The organism is Acidobacteriota bacterium, from assembly GCA_009838525.1.
GTDB lineage: Bacteria > Acidobacteriota > Vicinamibacteria > Vicinamibacterales > UBA8438 > VXRJ01.
The window spans coordinates 217,909-242,820 of sequence record VXRJ01000034.1; the positions used below are offsets into that span (position 1 = coordinate 217,909).

A 24,912-nucleotide genomic window follows, 5' to 3' on the forward strand; every position below is an offset into this window, starting at 1 on the left:
ACGACCCTTATTAAGCAATGGAGCCATATATGACAATATGAGCCTCTCGACGCCGCCGCCAGTATTAAATAACTAAGCCCTATGTTTAATGCTCCCCGGCGTTTGTGCGCGCGTCAGTACCGGAAGAGGTACGACAACTTCCCGAAGACCGCGCGGTTGGTTCGCTCGAACCGATCGTGCGGGAACCGCAGCTCGTCGATCAGCCGCCCCTGCCGGTAGCGATCATCGTAGCCCAGGTACGCGACCGTCCCGGCGTTGATGCGATAGGTGAACAGAACGTTGTTGCCGAGGGTGCGGGCCAGCGTGTTGTGCTCGGCGATGTACCGGACCAGCATCCGCGTCGTGAACTGGTACGTGCTCCGGAACCGGTAGATCTGCACGTTGTAGACGTCCGTCCCCGCGAGCGGATTGAAGAACTTGTTGTAGATGCCGGTCAGTTCCGCCCGCCAGCGTGATGTAGGGCGGCCGGAGATCAGGAAGTTCGCTGACGTGAGGCGGCCGCGGTACGGGCTCGTCTCGTCGTAGAAGATGCCGTCACCGACGTTGAAGCCGCCGACCACGGAGAGCAGGCGGGCGCTGATGACGCCGAATGCGCCGTATCCCGTCTTCCGGAAGTCGACTTCGCCGAAACGCTCGAGGTCGCGGTTGGCGTTGGCCGTGATCGAGATGTTCCGCTGGAACGAGAAGCTCGTCGTGGTCTGGATCTGCTCGTCCTGGAGGACGCCCGAGTGGTCGAACAGCCGGAGGTAGGTGAGGGACGGCCCCCACGTGATGAGCGTCGACTCGGGCCACCAGCGGTAGCTCACGGTCGTGCTCGCCTGCCGCAGGTTCACGCGCGGCAGGAAACCGGTCTGCGTCCAGAAGTCGGGGTCGATGTCGCTGTACGAAGCGTTGTAGCCGAAGTTCCGGCCCTGCCGGATGAAGTCCGCCTCGAACGCGGGGGCCGTCGTCTCGCCGAATTCCCGATCGCGCGTCGATGAGTTGACGGCGAGAAAACTGAACCGGTGGGTCCGGCCCAGGCGGAACCGGCCGTCGATCCCGCCGACGCGGTTGTAGTCGTCGCCGAACTGGCGCGACGTCATGATGGCGCCGAGATACGACTCCGGGTAGAGGTCGTAACGCGCCCGGCCCACCACCGTCTGCGCCGTCGTGCCGTACCGCGGATCGCCGGCGTCATCGAGCCGGCCCGCCGCTTCGTCATCCGCGACGACCACGCCGAGGGTCGTGTTCCCCACCTTGCCGGTCAGCTTCCCGCCGAAGCGGGGATCGACGACGGTGCGCGTGTGCATCAGGTTGAGCGTCGTCGCGGTCTGGAAGATCTCCTGTCCTTCCAGGAAGAATGGACGCTGCTCCGGATAGAAGAGGGCGAAGCGCTGGTTCGTTTCGATCTGCGGCTGATCCGACTCGATCTGCGAGAAGTCCGGGTTGTAGGTGAAGTCGGCGGTCAGGTTGGGGGTGAGCCCGTACTTGACGCTGACGCCCAGGTCGCCGAACGGATCCGGGACGTTGAATGCGCCGGTGTTCGTGTCGAGCGAGCCCAACTGGGCGCCGGTCAGTTCCGGCAGGATCTCCAGGTTGCGGCTCCGCGACAGCTCGCGCAGGCCGTCCAGGATGCCGAACTGCGTGAGCTGCCCGGCGACGCCGCGCGAGATCGGCGACCACGCCTGCGCCTCGGACTTGCCCCGGATGACACGCGTTATCTGAAAGCCCCACCGGTGGGTCTCTGCGGCGGCGCGCTGGGGGTAGCGGAGGCTCTTGAACGGGATTGCCATCTCCGCCGTCCAGCCGTCCTCGACCACGCGGCCGCTGGTCGTGAAGAGCGCGTTCCACGAATCGTCTCCCCGGATGCCGAACTGGCCCGAGTTGCTCAACCCGCTCCCGCCGCTGCTGCGGGAGGTGCCGCTCGCGCTGCGGCTCGACGAACGCGACATCATGCTGCGGCTGCGCGACGCGCCGCGGCTCCCGTCCGCGTTGACGAGCGAATCGCTCTGCACGCCGTAGCCGTTCACCTCGAACTGATACGCGCGCTGCTGATCGAGGAACGGATCGAAGAGGATGGCCATCCGGTCGTCGCCGCGTATCTCGTCGCGGTCGGCCCGGTTGGCGCGCATCATTCCCGGGTCGGAGTAGTGGGCGTAGAAGGCGAAGTAGAGGTTGTCGCGGTCATACGCCATCCACACCTCGGTCTCTTCCGTGCCCGGCGCGCCTTCGATGGGCGCCACCTGCACGAATTCCGTGATGTGGGTGGCCGTCTCCCAGACGGAATCGTCCAGGCGGCCGTCGATTTGGGGCGCCTGCGCGGCGAATCCGATGGTGGCTGCCCGCTGGACGTTCGGGGCTGCCGCGAAGCCGCCGAGGCCGCCGCCGGAGCGCGTTCGGCCCGCCGTCCGCTGCCTGTCGCGCCCGGCCTGGTTCCCGCCATCGCCGCTCCCCGTCCCGCGGTTGCCGGGCGCCCCGGGCAGCTCCAGGACCCCCGTGACGGCGTTTCCGTCCCGTTCGGCGAAGCCTTCCCCTTCGGCCGGAGGCGCGGTGGCGCGCCGGCCGCCGCCGCCCAGCGCGCCGGGCGGCCGAGATCGAATGGCGCCGCCGCCGCGACCGACCGGGGCGCTGCCGCGCTCCGCCGGCGTCTCGCCGCGCGCTCTCGGGGCGTCGCGCCGTTCGGCGACGACGTTCCCCCCGCCGGGCAAGAGTTCCCCGATCCGCGTGGCGAGCTCGTCCTGGGCCTGGAACAGGTCGTCCAGCGGCGCGTCGATCTTCGCCGTCCCGTGCACGATACCCGCCGCGACGTCGAACAGGCGTGCCGTGATGCGGATTTCGCCGCCGAGCAACTGGTAGCCCCCCAGGACCAGCCACCGCGCGCCGAGAACCCGGCTGGCGGCCACCGCCGCGTCCTCGGGCGGGGGGGGCGACGCGGCCGGGTCGAGCGCGTTCCGCAACGCGGCATCGTCGGCCACCGTAACGCCCAGTCCCCAGAGATCGGTAGCGAGTGCTTCCGTGATGCCGTCGCTGATCCAGTCGTCCGCCGGCTCCTGACTGACGTTCGCGAAGGGGGCGATGGCGACGGGGCCCGGTGTCTGCGCCCCGGCCGGCGCGCCGGCGCAGACGACCAGCCATACGCACGCTACCGTCGCGAGCCGCCGCAGGTATCGCGGCGCGCACGACCGCCGCCCTTCTCCGTCCTTCATGGAAGCCACTAATCATACGGCAACCGCCGTTTCGGGCGGCGCTACAATACGTTCGATGGCACTCCCCTGGGCGGCGCGCGCCGCGGCCCTGGCTCTGGTGTTGGTCGTTGCCGCGCCGACCGCCGGCGCGATCCAGACCGACACGTGGGAGCCGCTCGTCACCACGCGCGGGACCCGTGCGTTCGACGTCGAGTACGAGCTCTGGTACTACGTCAATGTCGTCTTCGAGTCCGAGGTCGAGGCGACGGCGGACGGCTACGAGTACCGTTATCGGCTCACCAACAAGGGCGACACGCAGGTGCGCGTGGAGTGGCGCAGCCTCGAGGAGAGCGCGTTCCTCGACCAGGTGGACAGCGTCGAGGAACTGCGGATGGGGCTCATCGAGCCGGGCGCCGTCACCAACTGGCTGGTCCTGACCAGCAGCGCGCCTCCCGAAGTGGTCGAGCGCCCGGCCCGCATGTTCGGCAGCGCGCCGTCCGGCAACGAGGCGGTGCAGTTCGCCGGCCCCGCGCCCGCCTACGTCCCGGCGGCGGAGTAATCCACGCGGCCCGCCTGCCTTTGTTCCGACCAGAGTTCGGACCCCGACCAGATGTCGGGAAACCCGGTCACGTCGTTGTCCTGATCGGGGACTAGTCCTGCCAGTGAGTCGGGGAAGGTCTCAAAGTAGATGATGAAGATCACGCGCCGAATCTCTCCGTAGTCCGTCACGGAGTAGAAGTGCAGTCGGCCACCCAAGAGCTGGGCGGCGCCCTGCACCTGCAGTTCGATATTCCGGAAGATCGCGTCGTAGTGCTCCCGGCGCACATCCACCAGATTCACGCCGTAGAAAGGTGGCTCCAGCGACGGCATCTCCCGAGCAAAACGCTCGCCCCACCGAGGCATGTCGGGGCTGATCTTTGGAAGAGGCTGGAAAGCCGACGGAAACTCTCGATGGGAAGACTCTGGCGAGGGCACGCGACCAATGTACCTGATAGGCTGCCGGCAGGTGAAGCTCGCCGCGGTCCAGTTCGCGGGGTCGTCCGCCCCGCCGGCCGGTCCAGTATAGACGGCCCGCGCCGGCCAGGGGCAGAGGGGCCGCTCGTTGTCGACAACGCCGTCCGTCGCGTGCGTGGCGATGAGCGCGTCGGGCGCCTCGCCGCGTTCGACCCAGGCGACGAGCGGCGCCAGGCGGTCCCATGTATCCGGACCCCGTCCGCCCCGGCAATGGCCCATGCCGGGCGCCATGAACAGCCGCGCCCGCTCCTGGGCCGCCGCCAGGTCGCCCCCGAAGGTGGTCTCGACCATCTCCTCGTAGTACGTGACGGTGGGCTGCGGCACCACCAGCGCGTCGGCCCACCCGTGGTAGAGGATTAGCTTCCCGTCCTCCTGCCGCAGAAAGCGCGTCAGGTCGGGATCCACGGCGTCCGTGATCGCCTTCATGACGTCGCCCTTCCCGTCCGTGACGTCGTTGATATCGAACTCCCACCATGCCCATTCAGGTGGCGTCGCGTTCCGGTCCGGCGGCGTGGAAACATCGACCATGTCGGCCGGAGCGACGCCGGGGTCCTCGTCGTAGAAGAGGTAGTTGAGGTGGTCGCCGCCGAGACCCACCGCCCCCGGCGCAAAGTTGTTCACCGGATACGGAATGAACAGCCGCGGCCACTGGAGTTCCGAGCCGAGAGGCTTGCCCGCGTAGATCGGTTCGCCGTGGCGGTCGCGCGGCCCGGCATGAAAGTCGCGGACCGTCTGCATCTGCGCGCGCGTAAAGCACTCGTCGCCGTCGATGTCGTCGATGCACCGGTGCGGCGCGAGGTCGCGGTCCGGATCGAAGTCGCAGCCGAGCGGATCGTCGATCACGCCGTCGGCGACGCCGTCGTTGCGGTCGCACGCGGACAGCACCGCGTCGGCCAGGATCTCCACCTTCCGGACGCTGTCGAACCGGCCGTCGCCGTCGGTGTCGAAGCCGAGCGCGCCGGCGAAGTCGTCGCGGAACATCCGCTGCAGCAGCCAGACCCGCACCGCGTTCATGTCCTGGTAGTGGTTCGCCGGCGCGCCCGCCACGATCCCGTCGAAGTCGCCGGGGTAGCGCTGCGCCTCCATCAACCCCTGCCGCCCGCCGGTGGAGCAGCCCTCGAAGTACGAGTACTCCGGCTCGGCGTCGTAGTAGGCGCGCACGAGCGTCTTGCCCGCCATGGCGGTCAGGTGGACGGCCCGATAGCCGAAGTCGATCTCGGCCTGCCGGTTGTTCCAGGCGAACGACGAGCCGGGCTCCGCGCCGTTGTCGTGGCCGGTGTTGCTGTTGGCGACGGCGTAGCCTTCGGCCACCCGGTGGTCGGCGAAGTCGAGGTCGCCGTCCTTGCCGCCGTCCCCCCACTTCAAGAAACGGCCGTTCCAGTTGCGCGGCAGCGGTAACTGCGCGTGGAAGTGGATGGCGGGAGGCAGGATGCCCCGCACGTAGCAATAGGGCTCGCCGGCGCCCGTCTCCGTCACGCCGGCGTGCGTGATCGTCAGGTTTCGAATCTGCTGCAGCGCCTCGCAGCCGGCCCGCTCGTCCGGCGTGGGCGCCGCCGTCTGAGCCGTTGTCGGTGCCGCGCCGGTCGCGGCAGCCAGCAGCCCCGACAGAACGAACGCGGTTGACGCGACGCCGAGCCGGGCCGTCAGCCGGTGGTTTCCGCACATGGCATCCTCCGTCCGTCAGAAACTGATCACGAGCGCGGTCCTCAGTATCGTATCCAGCCCGTCCTTGCGGAGTCGGCCTGTGCCCAGATCCACGGTAAGGCCGCCGTTGACGACGGTCTCGAACAGTTCGTCGCCGCTGGACGGTATGCCGTCCGGATCGCGCAGCGCGATGCGCGCGACGATCGCGGCCTCCTCCAGGGCCGGCTGGTGCTCGTAGAGCCACTGCAGGCTGACGCGGAGCGAAAGGTGATCCGTCATCGCGACGGAAGCGCCGCTGGCCGTGTTGAGCGAGTAGTCGGAGCGATCCGTCATGTTGACGTTCATCGTCAGGGCGCCGTCGAGCGTCGTGATCGTTCCGAGTTGCTGCCGGTAGTCGCCGTTGATGCGGAGGCCGGCGAACCGGTTCGCCTTGAAGCCGTCCGTCTCCTCCTCCTCGCGGGTCGTGTAGCTGAACCCGTAGGCGGTGGACAGGGCAAGCGATTCCCGATCGGCCCAGGTGTTGCCGACGCCGGCGAAGATCATGTTTCGGTTGCGGATGCCGGCGTCCCGGTTGCGGTCCCAGCTCGCCCCGGCGTGCCAGAGGAAGCGCTCGCCGAGCTCGCGGTCGTAGCGGCCCTCCAGGAAGTACTGCTCGACATCCGGATCGAGGGGCGGACGGACCACCACCGTCTCGAAGTTCTCGGGCGTTCCCCCTAGCGGGAAGCGGACGCCGGGCGGGAGCGTGAGGTAGCGCTCGTCGCCGGTGCGCGAGCGGACGCCATCGAAGCGCAGCCGCAGGCGGTGGGCCGCTCCGCGGACCCGCAGGGTGTTCGAGAAGCCGAGGGTCTGGGTCTCGGCGTTGCCGCCGGTCCGGACCACGCTCAATTCGGTGGCGTTGTCCCAGCCGGGGTTATCGTCGTCGTCCGTATCGGCGCCGGGGGTCTGGGCGGCCAGTTGCGCCGGCCACAGCACCATCGCGAGGAGCGCGGCGCGCCGTACCCAGTCAGCCGTGGTCGCACGGCCGACGCCGCTGCCGCGCAGTTCGGGGACCTCCAGGTGCCGCCCGGTCGCGCCTATCGGGCGGGGACGTCGCCCGCGCCGCCGAAGAACTTCCCGTCGACGCACTGATCCGAACGGCAGTTGTTCTGGAAGGGGGAGCCGAGCGCGACCAGGAGGTCGGCGGTCTCCGGTTTCGGGATGAAGAAGCGCGACGGCCCGAACGCCATGTCGGCGGGCGAGTTGCCGTCGCGCGTCAACGCGTCGATGCGCGCGCCCTGCTCGACGAGGTAGCGGGCCATTTCCGAGTCGCCGCGGCCGGCCGCGCCGTGCAGGGCCGTGTAGCCGCGGCTGTCGGTCGCGTTGACGTCGTTCCCCAGCTCGAGGCAGTAGCGGATCGCCTCCATGAACGAGTCGGGCGCGTTCTGCGTGAAGTTGCCCACCCAGCCGACGCCCGCCGCCACCATCAGGGGCGTCGCGCCGGCGTCGGTCGCCAGGTTGGGATCGGCCCCCGCCTCGACGAGAATGCGCATCGCTTCGACGTCGGTCGAGTGCGCGGCCCGCCAGAAGGGGGTCGATCCGGCGAAGTCCACCCAGCCGCGGTCGTGCGACGTCGGGCTGAACCAGAGCTTGCGGAGGAGCCGGGCGTTCGGGTCGGCGCCCGCCGCGAGCAGGTTGCGCATCAGGTCGAGCGAGTCCACCCCTTCCTGATCCGTCGGCGGATTCGGCGCCCACGAGATCGGCGCGTGCCGCATGTTGACGGTCGCGTAGAGCGGCCCCAGGCCGTCGAGGTTGACCAGGTTCGTGTCGGCGCCGCGATCGAGCAGGTACTGGGCGACGTCGTAGTGACCGTTGCCGATGGCGATCACCATCGGGCTGCTGCCGTCGCCGCCGCTGACGCGGTCCACGTCGGCGCCCGATTCGACCAGCGCGCGGACCGCGTCGAGATGGCCCTCGCGCGCCGCGAAGAGCAACGGCGTCAGCCCGCCCATCACCGAGCTGCCCCCCGGGACGCGGCGACGCCGATTGGGAATCGGATTGCCGTACTCGTCCAGGCGGTCCTCGATCATCGAAACGACGAACGACATCAACCCGGTCAGCGCGCCGTGCCGGACGAGGGCGCGGATCGCGTCCGCGCGGTCTTCCCACGCCGCGAACATCAGCGCGGTCTGGCCGTTCTCGTTCTCGCGCGCGTTGACCCAGGCGCCGCGTTCGGCGAGGAGGTCGATTGCCTCGACGCTGCCCGCCATGGCGGCCGCCATCAGCGGGGTCGCGCCGGTGGCGGTCGGGATGTTGACATCTGCTTCGGTCGTGAGCAGCCGGTCGAGCATCGCCGCACTGCCGTTGCTGGCGGCCAGCCAGAGCGGCGTGATCGCGCCGACGCGGGTTCGGGCCATCACGTTGGCGTCGGCGCCGAGCAGCAGCTCGGCGATCTCGTGGTCGTCGTTGAACGCCGCCCAGTGGAGCGCGGTCATGCCGTCTCCCTGCGGGGCGTTGAGTCGGGCGCGTTCGGCGATCAGAGTGCGGACGCGCTCGACGTCGCCGTCCCGGGCGGCGTCGGCGAGGGGGGAGTCGGACGCGGCGGCCGGCGAGGCGGTGGTTGCGAGCAGGAAGAGGGCGGCGAGAAGAATGCCGGCGTGGACGCCGGCGCAGCGGCCGTAGACGCCGGCGCACCGGCCCGGATGCCGTGGACGCCGGCGCACCAGTGATCTCATCGCTAGAGGTCCAGCTCGCCGGTGCTGTCGCCGATGCTGTCGGCGTCGACTCCCAGCCGGCGGAGCACCGTCAGCAGCGCGTTTGCCATCGGGGTGCCGTCGGCGCAGAGCAGGTGGTGATTCCCCTTGAACTGGCCGTTCGCGTGGCCAGCGAGGAACAGCGGCACCCGCAGGTGGTTGTGGACGCTGCCGTCTCCCATCGGGCTGCCGTAGAGGACCAGCGACTGGTCGAGCAGGTTGCCGTCGCCGTCGGGCGTTTCCTTCAGCCGCTGAATGAAATGCGCCACCTGGTCGACGTGGAACGCGTTCAGCTTCGCGAACTCCGCCAGCCGGTCGGGCCGGTTGCCGTGGTGCGACAGCGAATGGAACGGGGTCTCGATGCCCGCCTCGGTGAAGACGCGCGAGCTGACGTCGCGCCCCATCTTGAACGCGGCGACCCGCGTCGTGTCCGTCATGAACGCGAGCACCTGCAGGTCGAACATCAGGTTGACGTGGTCGGTCCAACTGTCGGGCACGCCGATCGGCGAGGCCGGCAGCTCGCGCACGACGGCGGACGCGTTGGTCGCTTCCACGCGCTGAATGCGGCGTTCGATCTCGCGGACGTCTTCGAGATAGTCGTCCAGGCGAGCCCGGTCGGTGGCCCCGAGGCCCATCTCGAGGTCGTCGATCTTGTCCAGGATGGAGTCGAGGATGGAGGCGTTCGCGCGGCGCCGCGCCTCGCGTTGCTCCGGCGTCGCCCCGTCGCCGAACAGCCGTTCGAAGGCGACGCGCGGGTCGCGCTCCATCGGGAGCGGGGTGGTCGGCGACGACCACGAAATCGTGTTGGCGTAGACGCAACTGTAGCCGTAGCCGCAGGCCCCGGTCAGGGAGCCGACGTCCTCGATGCAGAGCTGAAGCGACGGCAGCGGCGTCTCTTGGCCGAAAGCCTGCGCGTAGATCTGATCCGCCGACGTGGCGTTGTAGATGTCCGCCCCCTCGGTCATCTTCGCGTGCGCGCACGTGAGGAAGGCGGCCGACGACCGCGTGTGGTCCGCCCCCGCCTCGGCTTCGGTCTGCGCCGTCGCCGGGGCGATGTCTGTGTGGCTGACGACGGTCAGGTAGTCGCGGTGCGGCTCTAGCGACCGGAGGATCGGCGTCATCTCGAAGTCCTTGCCGACCGTCTTGGGCGACCAGTAGTGGAGGCGCGTGCCGTCGCCGGTGCTGCCCGCGCTGCCGTGCACCATCTCGATGGCGGCGAACCGGGTGCGGGGCGCGGCGGCGGTGCGGCGCGTGGCCGCCATCGCCGGGGCCATCGCGTCGAGGAACGGCAGGGCGAGCGATACGCCCATTCCCCGCAGCACGGTGCGGCGCGACAGGTGATTACCGGTGATGTACATGCCGCGATCTCCCTCCCAGGACGCTCGGATCAGTGCATCCTACGGCTGAATCGCCGCCCCGGCAACTTCCGCGTCCACGCGCCGCATCGTGAAGGGCGGGCTGGTGACGATCTCCATGACGAACGTCGAGAACCGGTGCTCGTCCGCCGCCGCCTGCCGAACCACCTCCCGGACCGCCGGCATGTCGGTCGGTTCCAGGATCCGCCCGAGCGCGAACATCAGCAGGTTGCGCGTGAAGTTGGTGACGAAGCTCTCTTCATGGCGCTCGATAAAGCGGCGGATGTCGGCCGGACCGGCGACCGCGGTGCCGTCGAACAGCACGTCGCTCGGATTGATCGGCTCACCGCCGTCGCGCGTCCGCCATGCGCCGGTCGGGTCGAAGTTCTCGAGGGCGAAGCCGACCGGGTCCATGATGCGATGGCACGACGCGCAGGCGGGGCTGGCCCGGTGCGCGGCGAGCCGCTCGCGCATCGTCGCGGGCTCTTCGCCGTGCTCGTTCTCGTCGAGCGGCGGGATGTCCGCCGGGGGGCGGGGCGGCGGCGCGCCCAGCAGCACGTCGAGTACCCAGGCGCCCCGGATTACCGGTGACGTCCGGTTGGCGAGCGACGTGAGGCTCAGGATGCTGGCATGGCCGAGGAGGCCGCGGCGCGCGTCGTCGGTCACCGGGACGCGGCGGAACCGGTTACCGATGACGTTCGGCACGCCGTAGTGCTCGGCCAGGCGCTGATCGACGAAGGTGTAGTCGGCGCCGATCAGGTCCGTCACGCCGCGGTTCTCGCGGACGATGCTGTCGAACAGCATCTCCGTCTCGCGCCGCATCGACGCGCTCAGGTTCAGGTCCCAGTCCGGATAGAGGAAGACGTCCGGATGCACGTCCTGCAGGTTCTGCAGCCGCAGCCAGTGCGACGCGAAGTTGGTCGAGAGCGATTCGGCGCGCGGGTCGGCCAGCATCCGCTCCACCTGCGCCTCGAGCACGTCGCGGTCCGACAGCCGTCCGTCCGCCGCCACGTCGATCAGCGCTTCGTCCGGAAGGCTGCTCCAGAGGAAGAACGACAGTCGCGCCGCCAGTTCCAGGTCGGTCAGCCGGTGGTTCTCGCCCGGCGCGACTCCCGGCGGGGTCCGCTCGAAACGGAACAGGAACTCGGGGTCGGCGAGAATCGCCTGCAGCCCCATCCGGAGGCCCGCCTCGTGGTCGCCGGCGGCGCGTCCCTCGTCGTAGAAGCGCAGCAGGCGCGTGCGATCGCCGTCGGTGAGCGGTCGGCGGAAGGCGCGGCGGGCCACGCGCGAGAGGATCTCGTCCGCGCACGCCGTTTCCTCGTCGGGCGCGCCGGCGCGCGGCCGGCACGTCAGAAGCCGCAGGCGGATCGGCGTCTCGCTGACCCCGGTCACGTCGTACGGCCCGTCGATGCCCAGGTTCCGGAGGTGCGGCAGCCCCGTCAGCCCGGGGAAATGCCCGGTCGACAGGTCGGCCAGGGCCTGATCGAACGGCATCACGAAGTCCTGCACGGGGCCGGCGGCGCGCTGAATGAACGCGGCGGAGATCTGCTGCGGGCCGGCGCGGATCGGGATCGGCTCGGTCCGGAGCACGTCGGTCGTCCGCAGCTTGCGGTCGAGGTCCAGCAGGGCCACCCGCTCGCCGTTCACCGCGATCTCAATCTGTTCTCCTTCGGCCGGGATGTTGTCGCCGAAGAACGCGCCGATGCTGGCGAAGTAGAACGACAGCCGGAAGACGTACTCGCCGTCGGCGGGGAAGTTGTGGGTGACGGCGACGCCGCCGCGGGTGCCGAACGGCGTGCCGGGGACGTGCCGCATCTGCGAGAACGCCTGTGGGACGACGTAGGTGTCGACCGACGGCGTGGCGTCCGGGTCGCCCACCGTCATCCGGGCGATCCGGCCGGCGGCGGTCAGATAGCTCTCGAGCAGCGTCGGCGAGACGGTCAGGACGTCGGACATGTTGTCGTAGCCCTGGCTCATGTCGTCGGGCGGCAGGAGCGACGTCGCGTCGATCTCCAGCCCGAACAGGTCGCGGACCGCGTTGGCGTACTCGGTCCGGTTCAGCCGGTGGAGGATGGGCCGCCCCGGGTTGGGCGCCGCCGCCGCGGCACGGTCCAGGCGTGTCTCGAGCTGATCGATGAACGCGGCGAGGACGGGCGTCTCCGGGCGCGGGCGGCCCTCGGGCGGCATCATGCCGGTCCGCAGCTTGAGGATTACCTGCTCGAACGTGGCGGGGTCGAGCTCCGGATGCTCCGGATCGACCCCCTCGAGGGTCAGGCCCCCGGTGCGGGCCTGGTCGTTATGGCAGGCGGCGCAGTACTGCCGCAACAAGGCGCGCCCGTCCACTTCCGCCCCCGACGGTAGTGCGTCGGCCGGCGCTTGGGCGCTGGCCGGCGCCTGTCCGGACGGCGCCTGCGCGGCCGTCGCCTCCGCGGCGGTGGCCGGCGTGGCGATCAGGAGCGCGGCGACGACTGGCCAGACCGCAGGTCGGGGCACGGCTTCTGCCGGAACGCCTACCGGAGCGCGGGGTCGGGGCGCCCCATCAGTTCGGTGAAGCTCGCGCCTTCCTTCGGGACGAACTTCTGCGTGAGGCCCTGGATGTTGTCGACCGCGTAGAAGTTCCGGTCCGCGTCGACCGAGAACTGGTGCAGCTCGCGGAACAGCCCCTGCCCCTCGCCGCCGAGATCGAAGGCGAACTGCGGGTTGCCGTTCCAGTCCAGCTTGATCAACTGCGTTTCCTGGTTGTCGGCGATCCAGACCTCGTAGCCGCTCGCATAGATGTCGTTCGGGAACTCGAAGCCCGGCCAGGCCGCGACGGGCGAGATGTTCGGGTGATACCAGACGGAGCGCGTCGTCTCGTTGAACACCTGGATCCGGTCGTTGTTCCGGTCCGCGACATAGATGCGGCCGATGCTGTCCGTCGCCACCGCGTGCACGGCGTCGAACTGGCCGCGCTCGATGCCCATCGTCCCCCACGTGGTGACGAAGTTCCCCTCGGCGTCGAACTTCACGACGCGCGAGTTGTCGGAGTCGGCGACGAAGATCGAGCCGTCCTCGAGGAACGCGATGTCCTGGGGCCGGTTGAAGTTGTTCTCGCCGTCACCCGCCCCTTCCTCGCCGATCGTCATGACCAGCTCGGAGCCATCGTTCGTGAACGCGTGCACCTGGTGGTTGGTCTCGTCCACCACCCAGACCTTCCGGTCGGGATCGAACGGGTTGATCTTCACCTTGTGGGGGCCGGCGCCGCCCTCCCACATCTCGTCCCACTGCGTCCACGACTCGATCATGTTGCCGTCGCCGTCGACGACGAAGATGGAGTTGCGCCAGACGCGGTCATCGCCCGCTTCGAGCGCGTTCATGCCGATCGATCCGACGAAGCCGGCGAAACCGGGCGGCACCGGATCGGGCAGGCGGATCTCGCCCCGCTGCACGATGAAGATTCGGTCCGGCGATTCCGCGAAAACGCCGGTATGCGACCCGAACGCGTGTCCGGCCGGCGCGAACGGCTTCAGCCAGCCCTCGACCACGTCGTACGGGCTCGGTCCGAGCGGCAACTGCAGCACGAACACGTCCTGAAGCATCGCCGGACGGCCGAGGAGGCCGGACGCGATCACCAGGCCCATCACCAGTCCACTTACAAGCAGCGACTTCCGCATGGTTACCTCTCCCTGAAACCTCTCCCGCGCTCCACCCTTGCGGCGCGGACCCTAAAATATACCTTCATGACGCTCATTTTTGAACAGGTCCGGACCGGGGGCGACCGGAACTTCGGCTACCTGCTCGGCGACCGGGACGCCGGCGCGGCGGTTCTCATCGACCCGTCCCCGGAGCCAACCGCGCTGGCGGAGCGTGCGGCGGCGCAGGGCCTCGCGGTGACGCACATCGTCAACACGCACGGCCATCCGGACCACACCGGCGGCAACGCGGAGGCGCTGCGCCTGACCGGCGCACCGGCCGTCGCCGCGCACCCCGACTGCCCGATTGGCCCGTCCGTCCCGCTCCCGGACGGCGCCAGCCTGCCTGTCGGCTCGTTCGTCCTCGAATGCCTTCACGTGCCCGGTCATTGCGCCGACCACCTGACCCTGTACGAGCCGACGCGCCGCCTGCTCTTCACGGGAGACCTGATCTTCGTCGGCAAGGTGGGGGGCACGAAGACCGCTGCCGACGCGGCGGCCGAGTGGGACAGCCTCCGTCGCGTGCTGGAACACTATCCCGACGAGGCGACCATCTGGCCCGGCCACGACTACGGCGTCCGGCCCAGCTCCACGCTCGCCCTGGAGAAGGAGACCAACCCCTTCCTGCGCTGCCGGGACTTCGACGCCTTTCGGGCGCTCAAGCAGGACTGGCCGCAGTACAAGGCCCAGCTCGGGCTGAAGTAAGTTCAAGGGGACGAAGAACCTTTCGATCAGCCGGCCCTAAACCTTTCAATCTGCCGAGCCTGAACGTCAAGGCGGCCGCAACGGTGACGCCAGCAGATTTTCGCGGACTGCGCAAGCTGGTGGCCGCCGCGGGCGACCGCTTCGCGCAGGGCGTGGTCCTCTACGATGGCGAAGTGAGCGCCAGCTTCGGTGATCGCCTGTACGCGGTGCCGATTCGCCGCCTATGGGAAACGCCGTGAGTCTCCTCAGCAGGCAACCTCCTCTTGCTCGGCGCCCTTGCCGTCGAGGAGGCGCGCGATGTTGCGAGATGTCGACGCCGTGGCTATTGTCTCGGGATGCGCTGGCGAATCCTGTGGGTGCTCGTTCTGGGAGCCCACCTGGTCGGCGCAGCACCGGTCGCCGCGCAGAGTGCCGGCGACCCCGACGTAGAGGCGATTGTGCAACGCATCCAGGCCTCCGTCGAACACTTCTATTCGCGGGCGCTGCACGTGCTGGCGGACGTTCGAGTTCGCGTGCGGTCGATGGCGCGGGGCTTTCGCGACACCGGTTTTCCGAGAAGCCTCCTGTACGAGATGCGAGTCGAGTGGGCGGAGGGGGTGGACACTGCGTCGCCCGAGCCGGTCGTGAGGCGACGACTTCTGGAAGCCAATGGCCGGCCGGCGGAGCCGGAGGACGAGCCCGAGTGCGCCGACCCTGAGCCGTTCTCGGAAGAACCCCTCGCCATCTTCCTCCCCGCGAGGCGCAACGACTTCGTGTTCGACTGGTTCGGGCGCGATCGCGAAGCTGGCCGGGAAACGGACGTCATCGAGTATCGGCTGCGGCGCCACGAAGACCCAACCATCGAGTGGGAAGGCAACTGCGTCAGCGTCGATCTGCCTGGGCACACTCGCGGAAGGGTCTGGGCCGACGCGGAAAGCGGAGACGTGCTGCGCGTGGACGAGCGCCTGAGCGGCATGTTCGAGTTTCGCGTGCCGCGCGAGCAGCGTCGCCGGGGCGGGCCGGCGACGATGATCATCGAGAGCTCCACCAGCACGGTCCGCTACCGCCGGGTGGCGTTCTCCGACCCGGACGAAACGCTGTTGCTGCCCTCGTCGATGGAGTCGATGACGGTCTGGCGGAACGCCGGCGTCACCCGGCAGTTCATCACTCATGAGATCTCGAACTACCGGCGGTTCATCACGGGCGCCCGCGTGATTGGGGCTCAGCGGCGGCCCTGACCGCGCGACCGGTCAGCTTCGGCTGACGGGGCGGTCGTCGGGATCGCAGAGGTCGCTCCGGACTCGTACGGTCGGGTGCCGCGAGCGGCCATCAGCCGGCGGCGCCCGGCTTCAGGCGGTACTCCCCGGTAGCGGGATCCTGCTCGCGGTACGTGGCGTGACAGGCGTTGCAGGTCGTTTCAATCTCCCGGGCCTGGCGAGCGGCGGCAGTGCCGTCGACGGATTCCTGCGAGAGGGCGGTGTCGAGGCTGTCCAGCTTCGTGACGGCGTCGCGGACCCACTGCATGGCGTCCTCGCGGTCGCGCTGCCGCCAGAACGTGATGGTCGTCGCGAGCTGTTCTCGCGCGCGGACGAAGCGCTCCTTGGCGGCGGCGTAGTCGGCCGCGTCGAGGGCGCGGACGCCGGCATCGAAGTTGGGGCCGACCGTCTCCATCGTGCCGGCCAGATGGTCGGCGGTGTACTCGGGGTAGGGGTTCTGGGCGTGCAGGGTGGTGGCAGCCAGTAGCGCCAGGAGTAGTGCGGCCGCGCTCATGCCGGCGTGGACGCCGGCGGACCTCTTGATGCCGGCCTGGAGGCCGGCGGACCTCTTGATGCCGGCCTGGAGGCCGGCGGACCCGCCGACGCACCTGCCGGCGCACCGGCCAGGGCACCGCGTACGCCGGCGCGCCATGGGTTCTAGACGGTGAGGCGCGGCAGGTTGCCGGTACCGTCGCCAAACGTCTCCTGCGGGACGCCCAGCATCTCGAGGATCGTCATGTGCAGGTTGGCGAGCGGCGTGTCGTCGGCGTAGCGGATGTAGCGCCCGCCGTGGATGCCGGCCGCCTTGCCGCCGACGAGCGCGATCGGCAGATCATCGTGGAAGTGCGTGTTGCTGTCGCTGATGCCGGTGCCGTAGAGGAAGAGGGTCGAGTCGAGCATCGAGCCGTCGCCCTCCTGCAGGTTGGCCATCTTCTCCACGAGGTAGGCGAACTGCGCGAACTGGTGCTGGTTGATCTTGTGGAGCCGCTCCAGTTTGGCCGGCTCGTCCTGATGGTGTGACAGCGGGTGGTGCGAGTCGGGGACGCCGATCTCCGGATAGGCGCGGCCGCTCACCTCGCGGGCGAGCATGAACGTCGAGATGCGCGTCAGGTCGGTCTGATAGGCGAGGGCGAGCAGGTCCATCATCAACCGCGCATGCTCGGCATAGTCGTTCGGGACGCCGACCGGCTGATCCACGACCGGTAGCTCCCGCGCGCTCTGATCCTCCGCCATCTGGATACGGCGCTCGACGTCGCGCAGGGCGTCGGTGTACTCGTCCAGCTTGACCCGGTCGCCCGGGCCGATGACGCGCTCCAGATCCTTCAGCTCGCTTCCGACCGCGTCCAGGATGCTCCGGTCGCGCCGCAGGCGCTCCATCCGGGCGGCGGGGTCGGTGCTGCCGCTCGTCCCGAACAGCCGCTCGAAGACTGCGCGCGGATCGTTCTCGATCGGCAGCGGCGTCGTCGGCGTCCGCCACGCGATGGTGTTGGTGTAGGCGCAGCTCGCGCCCCCGTCGCAGTTGCCGACCATGGCGTTCGACTCGATGCCGAGCTCCAGCGAGGCGATCTGGGTTTCCTTCGACAGCTCGCGCGCGGCGAGCTGATCCATCGAAACGGCGGCGAAGACGTCGGCCCCGCTCGTGATCTTGAACGGTACGCAGGTGAGGAAGGTGCCGGCGGAGCGGGCGTGGTCGCCGCCGCCCTTCACCAGGTTGGCGGCTTCGTCGTCGAGCCCGCCGCACAGCAGGACGCGGTCCTTGAACGGCTGCAGCGAGGAGAGGGTCGGCGGCAACTCGTCGATCGGTCCCTCCGTCTTGGGGAACCAGTACGGCATCGACATGCCGTTCGGCACGTAGAAGACGCCGAAGCGGCGGATCGGCGCGGCCGCGGTGCGCTGCAGCGCGGTGAGCGCCGGGACCATCCCGTCGAGCAGGGGCAGCGCGATCGTCGCGCCGAGTCCGCGCAGCACGGTGCGTCGTGGCAGGTGCGTCTTCGTGATGAACATCGTTCTGGCTCCTCGCTCTCGATCCCCTACGGCTGATCGGCCGCCACCGCGTTGTCGCGGTTGGCATCCGGAGCGCGCCGCATCCGGAACTGATCGCTTGCGACCACCGCCTCCACGAGCGACGACCAGCGGTCTCCCTCGCGTTCCAACTGGTCCGAGATCCGCCGGAGCAGCGGCTGATCGGTGTATAGCACGCCTCGTCCGATCGCGTAGATAAGCAGCTTCTCCGCGACCGTCCGGACGAATTCCCGGTCGCCCTCCGCCAGCAGCGCCTCGCGCAGCGCTCGCGGACTGTCGATGGTGTGGCCGGACAACTCGATGGTCGCATTGATCGGCGCGCCGCCGTCGCTCTCGCGCCAGCGGCCGATGGCGTCGAAGTGCTCCATGGCGAAGCCGAGCGGATCCATCCGCCGGTGGCAGCTTGCACAGACCGGGTTGCGGCGGTGCTGCTCCATCCGTTCGCGCAGCGACGTCGGGTTGGACCGGTCGTTCTCGGCGAGCGGCGGGACGTTCGGCGGCGGCGGTGGCGGCGGCGCGCCGAGCAGCGTTTCGAGCACCCACAGGCCCCGCAAGACGACGGAGGTCCGGTTGGCGTAGGACGTCACCGTCAGCAGGCTCGCGTGGCCGAGCAGGCCGTGTCGCCGGTCGTCGTTCCAGCCGACGCGGCGGAAGCGACTGCCGTAGATCCCCTCAACGCCGTAGTGGTCCGCCAACTGCTCGTTCAGGAACGTGTAGTCGGCCGTCAGCAGTTCGTCGATGGGACGATCCGCGCGCACCTGACTCTCGAAGAACAGCTCGGTCTCGCGCACCATCGCGTTCCGGAGCGAATCGTTGAATCCGGCGAAGAGCGCGCCGTCCGGATCCTGGGAGTGGATGTTCCGCATCTGCAGCCACTGCCCCGCAAAGTCGTTCATGAACCGGGTGGATCGCCGGTCCGCCAGCAGCCGCCGCACCTGGCCGGCCAGCACGCCGGGATCGCGGAGGCGGCCCTGCTCGGCCAGTTCGAGCAACTCGTCGTCGGGGACGCTCTTCCAGAGGAAGAACGAGAGCCGGGTGGCCAGCTCCAGGTCGGTCAGCTCGTAGATGGCGCCCGGCTGTGTGTCGACGGGTTGGCGCTCGACGCGCAGCAGGAAGCCCGGCATGGCGAGCAGCGCCTCGAGCGCGCGCTCGATGCCCGCCTCGAAATCGCGCGCCGCGCGCCCCTCGCGGTAGACGGTGAGTAACGGATCAAGGTCGTCGTCCGTGACCGGCCGGCGGTAGGCGCGCCGGGCCAGCGTGCCGAGGATCCGCCGCGCGCACGCTTCCTCTGCCGCGGTCTCCGGGCTCTCCGGCCGGCACGTGAAGATGCGCTGCCGGCTGGGCGTGTTCGCCGGCACGGCGCCGTCGAACGGCCCGGACAGGTACAGCATGTCGATTCCCGGCAGGTCGGTGGGGACGTTGGGCGAGGGTGCGGAATCGGTGAAGCCGACCGAGACGAGCCGGGTCCCGGCGCGCACGGGGAGGCGGATCTCCAGCTCGTTGTCGGCGGTCATCCGGTACTCGTGGAGGCGCTGCCCCTCGACGTCGTCTTCCGGGACGGCGATCAACTGCCCGGGATCAGGGCCGGGAAACCGCCCGCCGATGTTGAAGCGCCGGATCAGTTCGTGATCGATCCGCAGCTCAATCTGATGCTCGTCTTCCGCGATGCCGTCGATCGTTTCGATCGTCTCATTCCGCTTCAGGCGGATGGCGAAGAGGTATTCGCCGTCGAGCGGGAAGTTGTGACGCACGGCGAGCCCGCCATGAGTCGCGAACGGCATGTCGTCGCTGCGCCGGACGTCGCGCCGTTCGTAACCGACCTTGTAGACCTGCATCACCGCCCGATTGTCGGGACTCCCGACCGCGGCGCGGCTGATCTTCGTCGCCGCGGCGATGTAGCGGTCCATCAGCGCCGGCGTAATCGAGAGCACGTCGGCGTTGTTGTCGAAGCCGAAACCCGCCATGTCGCTGGGCAGCAGCGCCTCCCCGTCGATCTCGAGCGCCAGCAGGTCGTAGATGGCGTTGACGTACTCCAGCCGGTTCAGCCGTCGGGAGGCGACGCGGCCCGGGTCGGGGCGTTCGGCGGCGACCCGATCGAGGGCGGATTCCAGCGCGCCGGCGAACGCGTCGATCTCGGCCTCATCGGGACGGGGGCGTCCCTCGGGCGGCATCTGTCCGCTCCGGAGCTTGCGGACGACCCTCTCGAGCGTCTCGGCGTTGCCGGCGATGTCGCCGATGTCGAGCCGGTCGAGCATCAGTCCGGCAGTCTGCAGCCGCTCGTTGTGGCAGGTAACGCAGTAGCGGTCGAACAGTACGCGCTCCGGCGCCTGCGCCGCGGCGGACAGCGGTGACAAGAAAACCGCGGTCGCGCACGCGGCCAGCGCGAGACGCACCGATAGCAGCCTCGCCATAAGCGCAAGTCTACCGCGCACCGCCGGGCGTTTGCTACCCGGGAATCGTGCCGTCCTGCTGCGATTCGGTGGGCGGAGTCGTCTTGCCGACGCGCCGCGCGGATGCTGGTAGGGTCTGGCCATGGACGTCCTCGTAGCGGTTGCCGAAAAACTGCAGGAAAGGACCCGCCCCCTCCGGTTCGACGGCCCCGTCTCCCACGTGTATGCCCCGCTCGACTACGCCTGGGCGCCGCACCGCATGTACCTGGAGCGCTACGGGCGCGGGCCGCGGGAGATTCTCTTCGTCGGCATGAATCCCGGCCCGTTCGGAATGGCGCAGACCGGCGTGCCGTTCGGGGACGTGACGATGGTGCGGGACTGGCTCGGCATCGAGGCGCCGGTGGGGCGGCCGGAGCGCGAACATCCGCGGCGGCCCGTGCTCGGCTTCGGGATTGGTCGGGGAGAAGTGAGCGGCGCGCGTCTCTGGGGCTGGGCCCGGGACCGTTTCGGGACGCCGGAGCGCTTCTTTCGGCGCGCCTTCGTGTGGAACTACTGTCCCCTGTGTTTCGTCGACGACGGCGGGCGCAACGTCACCCCCGACAAGCTGCGTCCCCGCGAGGCGCGCGAGCGGCTGTTCGCGATCTGCGACGAGGCGCTGGCCGCGACGGTGGAGCACCTGCGGCCCGCCGTGGTGGTGGGCGTCGGCCGGTTCGCGGCCGACCGCGCCCGCCCGATCGCGGAAGCGGCCGGCGCACGATGCGGCGCCGCGCCCCATCCGAGCCCGGCCAGCCCGGCCGCGAACCGTGGTTGGCCTGGGATCTTCGACGCCGCCCTTCGCGAGCTGGATGTCGACATATAGTGAGTCGTGGCCGCGGGCCGCAATCCAAGAGGGAGACGAGCCATGCGATTCGCTATCCGAAGACGGTTGTCGCTGCGTCGATCGAGGATTGCTGCCGGGGCCTTCGCGGCGTTCGCGGTGACGGCGCTGCTTGCGGCCCCGGCACTGGCCCAGGCACCCGACCGGAGCCCCGCCGCGGACTGGCCGACCTACAACCGCGACCTGGCGGGGACACGCTACTCGCCCCTCGACCAGATCAACACCAGCAACGTCGGCGAGCTGCAGGAAGTCTGGTCGTACCGCTTCCATCCCGAGGACGGCTTCATCGAAGGCCCGAGTCCGGCGGAGCTCTTCCAGCAGGTCACGCCCATCGTGGTGGACGGCGTCATGTACCTGGCCGCCGGCAACCGCGTGGTCGCCCTGCGGCCGGAGACCGGCGAGGAGATCTGGCGGCACGAGCTGAGCGAGGGGCTGGCGTCGTTCCGCGGCGTCGCCTACGGGCCGGCCACCGACGCCCACGAGGCCCGCATCTATTTCACCAGCCTGTCGAAGGTCATCGCTCTGAAGGCGGCGACCGGCGAGCGCGACGCCGCGTTCGGCGACGGGGGAGAGGCGGCGCTGCGCATCCCCTACACCGGCGTGCCGGTTATCTACGACGACACCCTGATCCTCGGATCGAGCGCCTTCGGACCGGGGCAGCTGCACATCGCGCCCCACTTGAACCAGCCGCGGGGCGGGGGAGAGCCTACGCGGGCCTGGCCGCGGGCTATCGACGCGACGACCGGCGCCCTGCTCTGGGAATTCCCGACCCTGCCCACGGAGAACGACTTCGGCAGCGAGACGTGGGGCAACCAGAGCTGGCGCAACCGCATCGGAAACAACGTGTGGGCGTTCACGCTCACCGTCGACGAAGAGCGGGGCCTCGTCTACATGCCCGTCAGCAGTCCCGGCTCGAACTTCTATGGCGGCGACCGCCCCGGTTCCAACCTCTTCGCCAACTCGACCATCGCCATCGACATCCGGAGCGGCGAGCTCGCGTGGTACTTCCAGAACATCCACCGCGAGCTGTGGGACTACAACCTGCCGCCGGCGCCCGGCCTGCTCGACATCGAGCGCGACGGCGAGGTCATTCCCGCCGTCGCACAGGTCGGCAAGTCGGGCTGGATGTTCATCCTGAACCGGGTGACCGGCGAGCCGATCCACGGGATCGAGGAGCGGCCGGTGCCCGTCGGCGACGTGCCCGGCGAGCAGTACTCGCCGACCCAGCCCTTTCCCCTCGCGCCGCCCGCGGTCTCGCGGGTCAGCGTCGGCCCCGACGACATCGTGACGCCCGACGACACCACTCCAGAACACGCGGCCGCCTGCCGCGAGCTGTGGGACACCGTCGGCTACTACAACGACGGGCCGTACACGCCCATCCGGTACCGGCAGGAAGGCACGCCGCCGTCGCTCGTATTCCCCGGCACCGGCGGCGGCGTGAACTGGAACGGGACCGCCTACGATCCCGAGCTCGGCTACCTCTTCGTCAACTCCAAGGACGCGCCGATCAGCGGCTGGATGGTGGAGAACGAAGAGTACGGTCCCGGCGTCGAGGACCAGGTGGCTTTCGTCCGCGAGGCCGGCCCGCCGTTCGAGGCCCCCATCTTCGACGCGGCCGGCGAGCGGCTCGGTGCGCTGCCCTGCTTCAAGCCGCCCTGGGCGAGCCTCTACGCGGTCCACGCGGCCAGCGGCGAGATCGCGTGGCAGGTGCCGCTGGGCATCGACGAGCTCCTGCCCGAGGGCAAGCAGCGCGTCGGCAGCCGGAACGTCGGCGGCGCCATCGTCACCGCGGGCGGCCTCGTGTTCATTGGCGCGACCGTCGACCGCCGCTTCCGGGCGTTCGACTCCCGCACCGGCGAGGAGCTGTGGACGGTCGCGTTCGACTACAACGTCGAGGCGGTCCCCATCACCTACGCGGGCAGCGACGGAAGACAGTACGTGGCGGCGAACGTCTCGGCGCCGGCCAGCGGCGAGCCGCGCGGGAACGAGCGGCTGGTAGTTTTCGCGCTGCCTTGACACCGGCAGGCGCTACGTTGAGGCCGTCGCCGTCGTCCTCGACGGCGTGAGGTTGAACCGTTGACATGCAAGCGCACACTTGCATATCATGGGCCCCTGACATGCAAGCGAGCACTTGCCTGATAATGTTCTTGTGGACGTGTATCGCGCGATCGCTGACCCTACCCGGCGGGCCATCCTGGACGAACTTGTCGATCGGTCAGGCCAGTCGCTCTTCGAACTCTGCGCACGCCTGACCATGAAACACGGCATCAACTCCTCACGGCAGGCGATCACGCAGCACCTGGACGTCCTGGAGGCCGCCGGGCTGATTAGCACGAGGCGCGAGGGAAGGTCGAAGCTCCATTGGTTCGAGGGCGGCCCGCTGAAGGCCATCACGGAGCGTTGGCCGATCTCGACAGATGAAAGGGAGTTTGAAAGATGAGAATTCACCTGGCCAGCGTCCCGGTAGACGACCAACGGAAGGCACTTCGCTTCTACACGGAAACGCTTGGCTTCCAGTTGAAGCACAACATTCCCCTGGGAGAGCACGCCTGGATCACTGTGGTATCCGAGGAGGCTCCGGAGGGGACACAGTTGGTGCTCGAGCCCGATGCCCATCCCGCGGTGCGTCCGTTCAAGAGAGCGCTCGTAGAGGACGGTATCCCCTGGACCTCCTTCGCGGTCGACGACGTCGAAGCCGAACACGAGCGTCTCCTGGCAAGAGGTGTGCGATTCGTACAGCCGCCAACAGACCTCGGGACTGTTATTGTCGCGGTATTCGACGATTCGTGCGGCAACTTGATCCAGATTGCAGAGGAGAAGTGACGGCGAGGTGCTTGCGCCGTAGAGTTTCGCGCCAGCTAAACTTCCAACGCGCCGGGCACGCTTTTGCGCCAGCTAAACTTCCAACGCGCCCGCACGGGCGCGCGTGCTCGCAAGGAGGCAGGAGTGACGACCATGGATGACATCTCGCGACGGACGTTCTTCGGTCGAGCGGCGGCGGGGGCCCTCGGGGCCGCGGCGGGAACGGCTGGTCTGCCCGGCTCGATGCGCGCTCGTGCCCAGACCCAGCGCACGGCGGCGCCGAGCGGTCCTCGCGCCGACTGGCTGGCGCTGACCGACGAGGCCGTGGTGGAACCGGAGCTGCCCATCATCGACCCGCACCACCACCTGTGGGATCGCCCTGGCAACCGCTACCTGTTGGAGGAGTTGCTCGAGGACACGAACACGCACAACGTCCGTCAAACCGTCTTCGTCGAGTGCACGTCGATGTATCGGGCGGACGGTCCGGAGGAGCTCCGTATCGTGGGCGAGACGGAGTTCGTGCAGGGCGTCGCCGCCATGAGCGCGAGCGGCCAGTACGGTGAAACCCGGGTGGCGACCGGGATCGTGGGGTCGGCCGACCTGCTCCTCGGCGACCGCGTGGCGCCGGTGCTCGAGGCGCAGATCGCGGCCAGCCCGCAGCGCTTCCGGGGCGTCCGCCATCGGGCCGCCTGGGCGGAGCCGCCCGTCGTGGCGCGGCGTCCGACCGGACCCGAGCATCTGCTTCTCGATCCCGAGTTCCGTCGTGGCTACGCGCACCTGCGCCCCTACGGACTCACGTTCGAGGGCTGGCTCTATCACACCCACATTGCAGACCTGGCCGACCTCGCGGATGCGTTCCCCGACACGACCATCATCTTCAACCACCTCGGCGGGCCCATCGGGATCGGGCCCTACGCCGGACGCCATGACGAGGTCTTCGAGGTCTGGAGGCCAGCCGTGACCGAGCTGGCCCGACGTCCGAACGTGGTGGCGAAGGTGGGTGGGATCCAGATGGTCGTTAACGGCTACGGCTGGCACGAGCGCGACCGGCCGCCGACCTCGGACGAGTTGCTCGAGGCCAACGGCGACTGGTATCGCCACATCATCGAGGCGTTCGGGCCGCAGCGCTGCATGTTCGAGAGCAACTTCCCGGTCGACAAACTGTCGTGCTCGTACACCGTGCTCTGGAACCAGTTCAAGAAGCTGACGCGGGGGTTCTCGGCCGACGAGCGGGCGGCGATGTTCCACGACACCGCGTTACGGGTCTACCGGCTCCCGCGGGTCTGACAAGGCAAGAGACGACG

General features: G+C 69.1%; 18 protein-coding genes and 1 pseudogene. 9 read left to right on the plus strand and 10 right to left on the minus strand.

Annotated features, from left to right (window positions below; translation table 11 throughout):
• Positions 1–113: 113 nt before the first annotated feature.
• Positions 114–3,185, minus strand: coding sequence for a hypothetical protein (locus F4Y45_15115; protein MXY25834.1), 3,072 nt, complete (start codon positions 3,183–3,185; stop codon positions 114–116).
• 55 nt (positions 3,186–3,240) lie between these two features.
• On the opposite strand from F4Y45_15115, the gene F4Y45_15120 reads away from it, so the two are divergent.
• Positions 3,241–3,723: a hypothetical protein gene (locus F4Y45_15120; GenBank protein ID MXY25835.1), complete on the plus strand. Its 483-nt coding sequence runs from the start codon at positions 3,241–3,243 to the stop codon at positions 3,721–3,723.
• Here the strand turns inward: F4Y45_15120 and F4Y45_15125 are convergent.
• The 6 genes from F4Y45_15125 to F4Y45_15150 are packed head-to-tail and all read right to left on the minus strand — an operon-like array spanning position 3,702 to position 13,559.
• Entirely contained in the window at positions 3,702–5,843 is a 2,142-nt protein-coding gene (locus F4Y45_15125) for a tannase/feruloyl esterase family alpha/beta hydrolase (GenBank protein ID MXY25836.1), read from the minus strand. The two genes, F4Y45_15120 and F4Y45_15125, sit on opposite strands and share 22 nt — an antisense overlap.
• Before the next feature lie 15 nt (positions 5,844–5,858).
• Positions 5,859–6,947: a DUF481 domain-containing protein gene (locus tag F4Y45_15130; GenBank protein ID MXY25837.1), complete on the minus strand. Its 1,089-nt coding sequence runs from the start codon at positions 6,945–6,947 to the stop codon at positions 5,859–5,861.
• Positions 6,896–8,533 carry a hypothetical protein gene (locus F4Y45_15135; GenBank protein MXY25838.1) on the minus strand — a complete coding sequence of 546 codons (1,638 nt, stop codon included), beginning with the start codon at positions 8,531–8,533 and terminating at the stop codon, positions 6,896–6,898. Before F4Y45_15135 ends, F4Y45_15130 begins: the two co-directional genes overlap by 52 nt.
• Positions 8,534–8,535: 2 nt before the next feature.
• Positions 8,536–9,909, minus strand: a complete 1,374-nt coding sequence (locus F4Y45_15140) for a DUF1552 domain-containing protein (GenBank protein ID MXY25839.1) — start codon at positions 9,907–9,909, stop codon at positions 8,536–8,538.
• 39 nt (positions 9,910–9,948) lie between these two features.
• On the minus strand, positions 9,949–12,879 hold the full coding sequence (locus F4Y45_15145; GenBank protein ID MXY25840.1) for a DUF1592 domain-containing protein: 2,931 nt from the start codon (positions 12,877–12,879) through the stop codon (positions 9,949–9,951).
• Positions 12,417–13,559 carry a hypothetical protein gene (locus F4Y45_15150; protein ID MXY25841.1) on the minus strand — a complete coding sequence of 381 codons (1,143 nt, stop codon included), beginning with the start codon at positions 13,557–13,559 and terminating at the stop codon, positions 12,417–12,419. The genes F4Y45_15145 and F4Y45_15150 overlap by 463 nt, the downstream gene beginning before the upstream one ends.
• A 66-nt stretch (positions 13,560–13,625) precedes the next feature.
• On the opposite strand from F4Y45_15150, the gene F4Y45_15155 reads away from it, so the two are divergent.
• The 3 genes and pseudogenes from F4Y45_15155 to F4Y45_15165 all read left to right on the plus strand — a co-directional run bounded on the left by F4Y45_15155 (position 13,626) and on the right by F4Y45_15165 (position 15,499).
• A complete protein-coding gene (locus F4Y45_15155; GenBank protein MXY25842.1) occupies positions 13,626–14,282 on the plus strand; it encodes a hydroxyacylglutathione hydrolase in 657 nt (218 codons plus the stop codon).
• A gap of 59 nt (positions 14,283–14,341) precedes the next feature.
• Positions 14,342–14,521: pseudogene (locus tag F4Y45_15160) on the plus strand (AAA family ATPase).
• A gap of 96 nt (positions 14,522–14,617) precedes the next feature.
• Complete coding sequence (locus F4Y45_15165; GenBank protein MXY25843.1) at positions 14,618–15,499, plus strand: hypothetical protein; 882 nt, start codon at positions 14,618–14,620, stop codon at positions 15,497–15,499.
• Positions 15,500–15,590: 91 nt separating this feature from the next.
• Here the strand turns inward: F4Y45_15165 and F4Y45_15170 are convergent, their stop codons facing one another.
• The 3 genes from F4Y45_15170 to F4Y45_15180 form a co-directional block, all read right to left on the minus strand.
• Positions 15,591–16,031: a hypothetical protein gene (locus tag F4Y45_15170; protein MXY25844.1), complete on the minus strand. Its 441-nt coding sequence runs from the start codon at positions 16,029–16,031 to the stop codon at positions 15,591–15,593.
• A 143-nt stretch (positions 16,032–16,174) separates the two neighbouring features.
• Positions 16,175–17,521, minus strand: coding sequence for a DUF1552 domain-containing protein (locus F4Y45_15175; protein MXY25845.1), 1,347 nt, complete (start codon positions 17,519–17,521; stop codon positions 16,175–16,177).
• Positions 17,522–17,547: 26 nt separating this feature from the next.
• Complete coding sequence (locus F4Y45_15180) at positions 17,548–20,073, minus strand: DUF1592 domain-containing protein (GenBank protein ID MXY25846.1); 2,526 nt, start codon at positions 20,071–20,073, stop codon at positions 17,548–17,550.
• Between F4Y45_15180 and F4Y45_15185 the strand changes: the two genes are divergently transcribed.
• The 5 genes from F4Y45_15185 (at position 20,072) to F4Y45_15205 (ending at position 24,895) form a co-directional block, all read left to right on the plus strand.
• Positions 20,072–20,788: a single-stranded DNA-binding protein gene (locus tag F4Y45_15185; GenBank protein MXY25847.1), complete on the plus strand. Its 717-nt coding sequence runs from the start codon at positions 20,072–20,074 to the stop codon at positions 20,786–20,788. The genes F4Y45_15180 and F4Y45_15185 overlap by 2 nt on opposite strands.
• A gap of 42 nt (positions 20,789–20,830) precedes the next feature.
• Entirely contained in the window at positions 20,831–22,822 is a 1,992-nt protein-coding gene (locus F4Y45_15190) for a PQQ-binding-like beta-propeller repeat protein (GenBank protein MXY25848.1), read from the plus strand.
• Between the two features lie 115 nt (positions 22,823–22,937).
• On the plus strand, positions 22,938–23,246 hold the full coding sequence (locus F4Y45_15195) for a helix-turn-helix transcriptional regulator (protein MXY25849.1): 309 nt from the start codon (positions 22,938–22,940) through the stop codon (positions 23,244–23,246).
• Positions 23,243–23,629, plus strand: coding sequence for a VOC family protein (locus tag F4Y45_15200; protein MXY25850.1), 387 nt, complete (start codon positions 23,243–23,245; stop codon positions 23,627–23,629). The genes F4Y45_15195 and F4Y45_15200 overlap by 4 nt, the downstream gene beginning before the upstream one ends.
• A gap of 222 nt (positions 23,630–23,851) precedes the next feature.
• Positions 23,852–24,895 (plus strand): amidohydrolase family protein, encoded by a 1,044-nt coding sequence (locus F4Y45_15205; GenBank protein ID MXY25851.1) that lies wholly within the window; start codon positions 23,852–23,854, stop codon positions 24,893–24,895.
• The last annotated feature ends 17 nt before the right edge of the window (positions 24,896–24,912 follow it).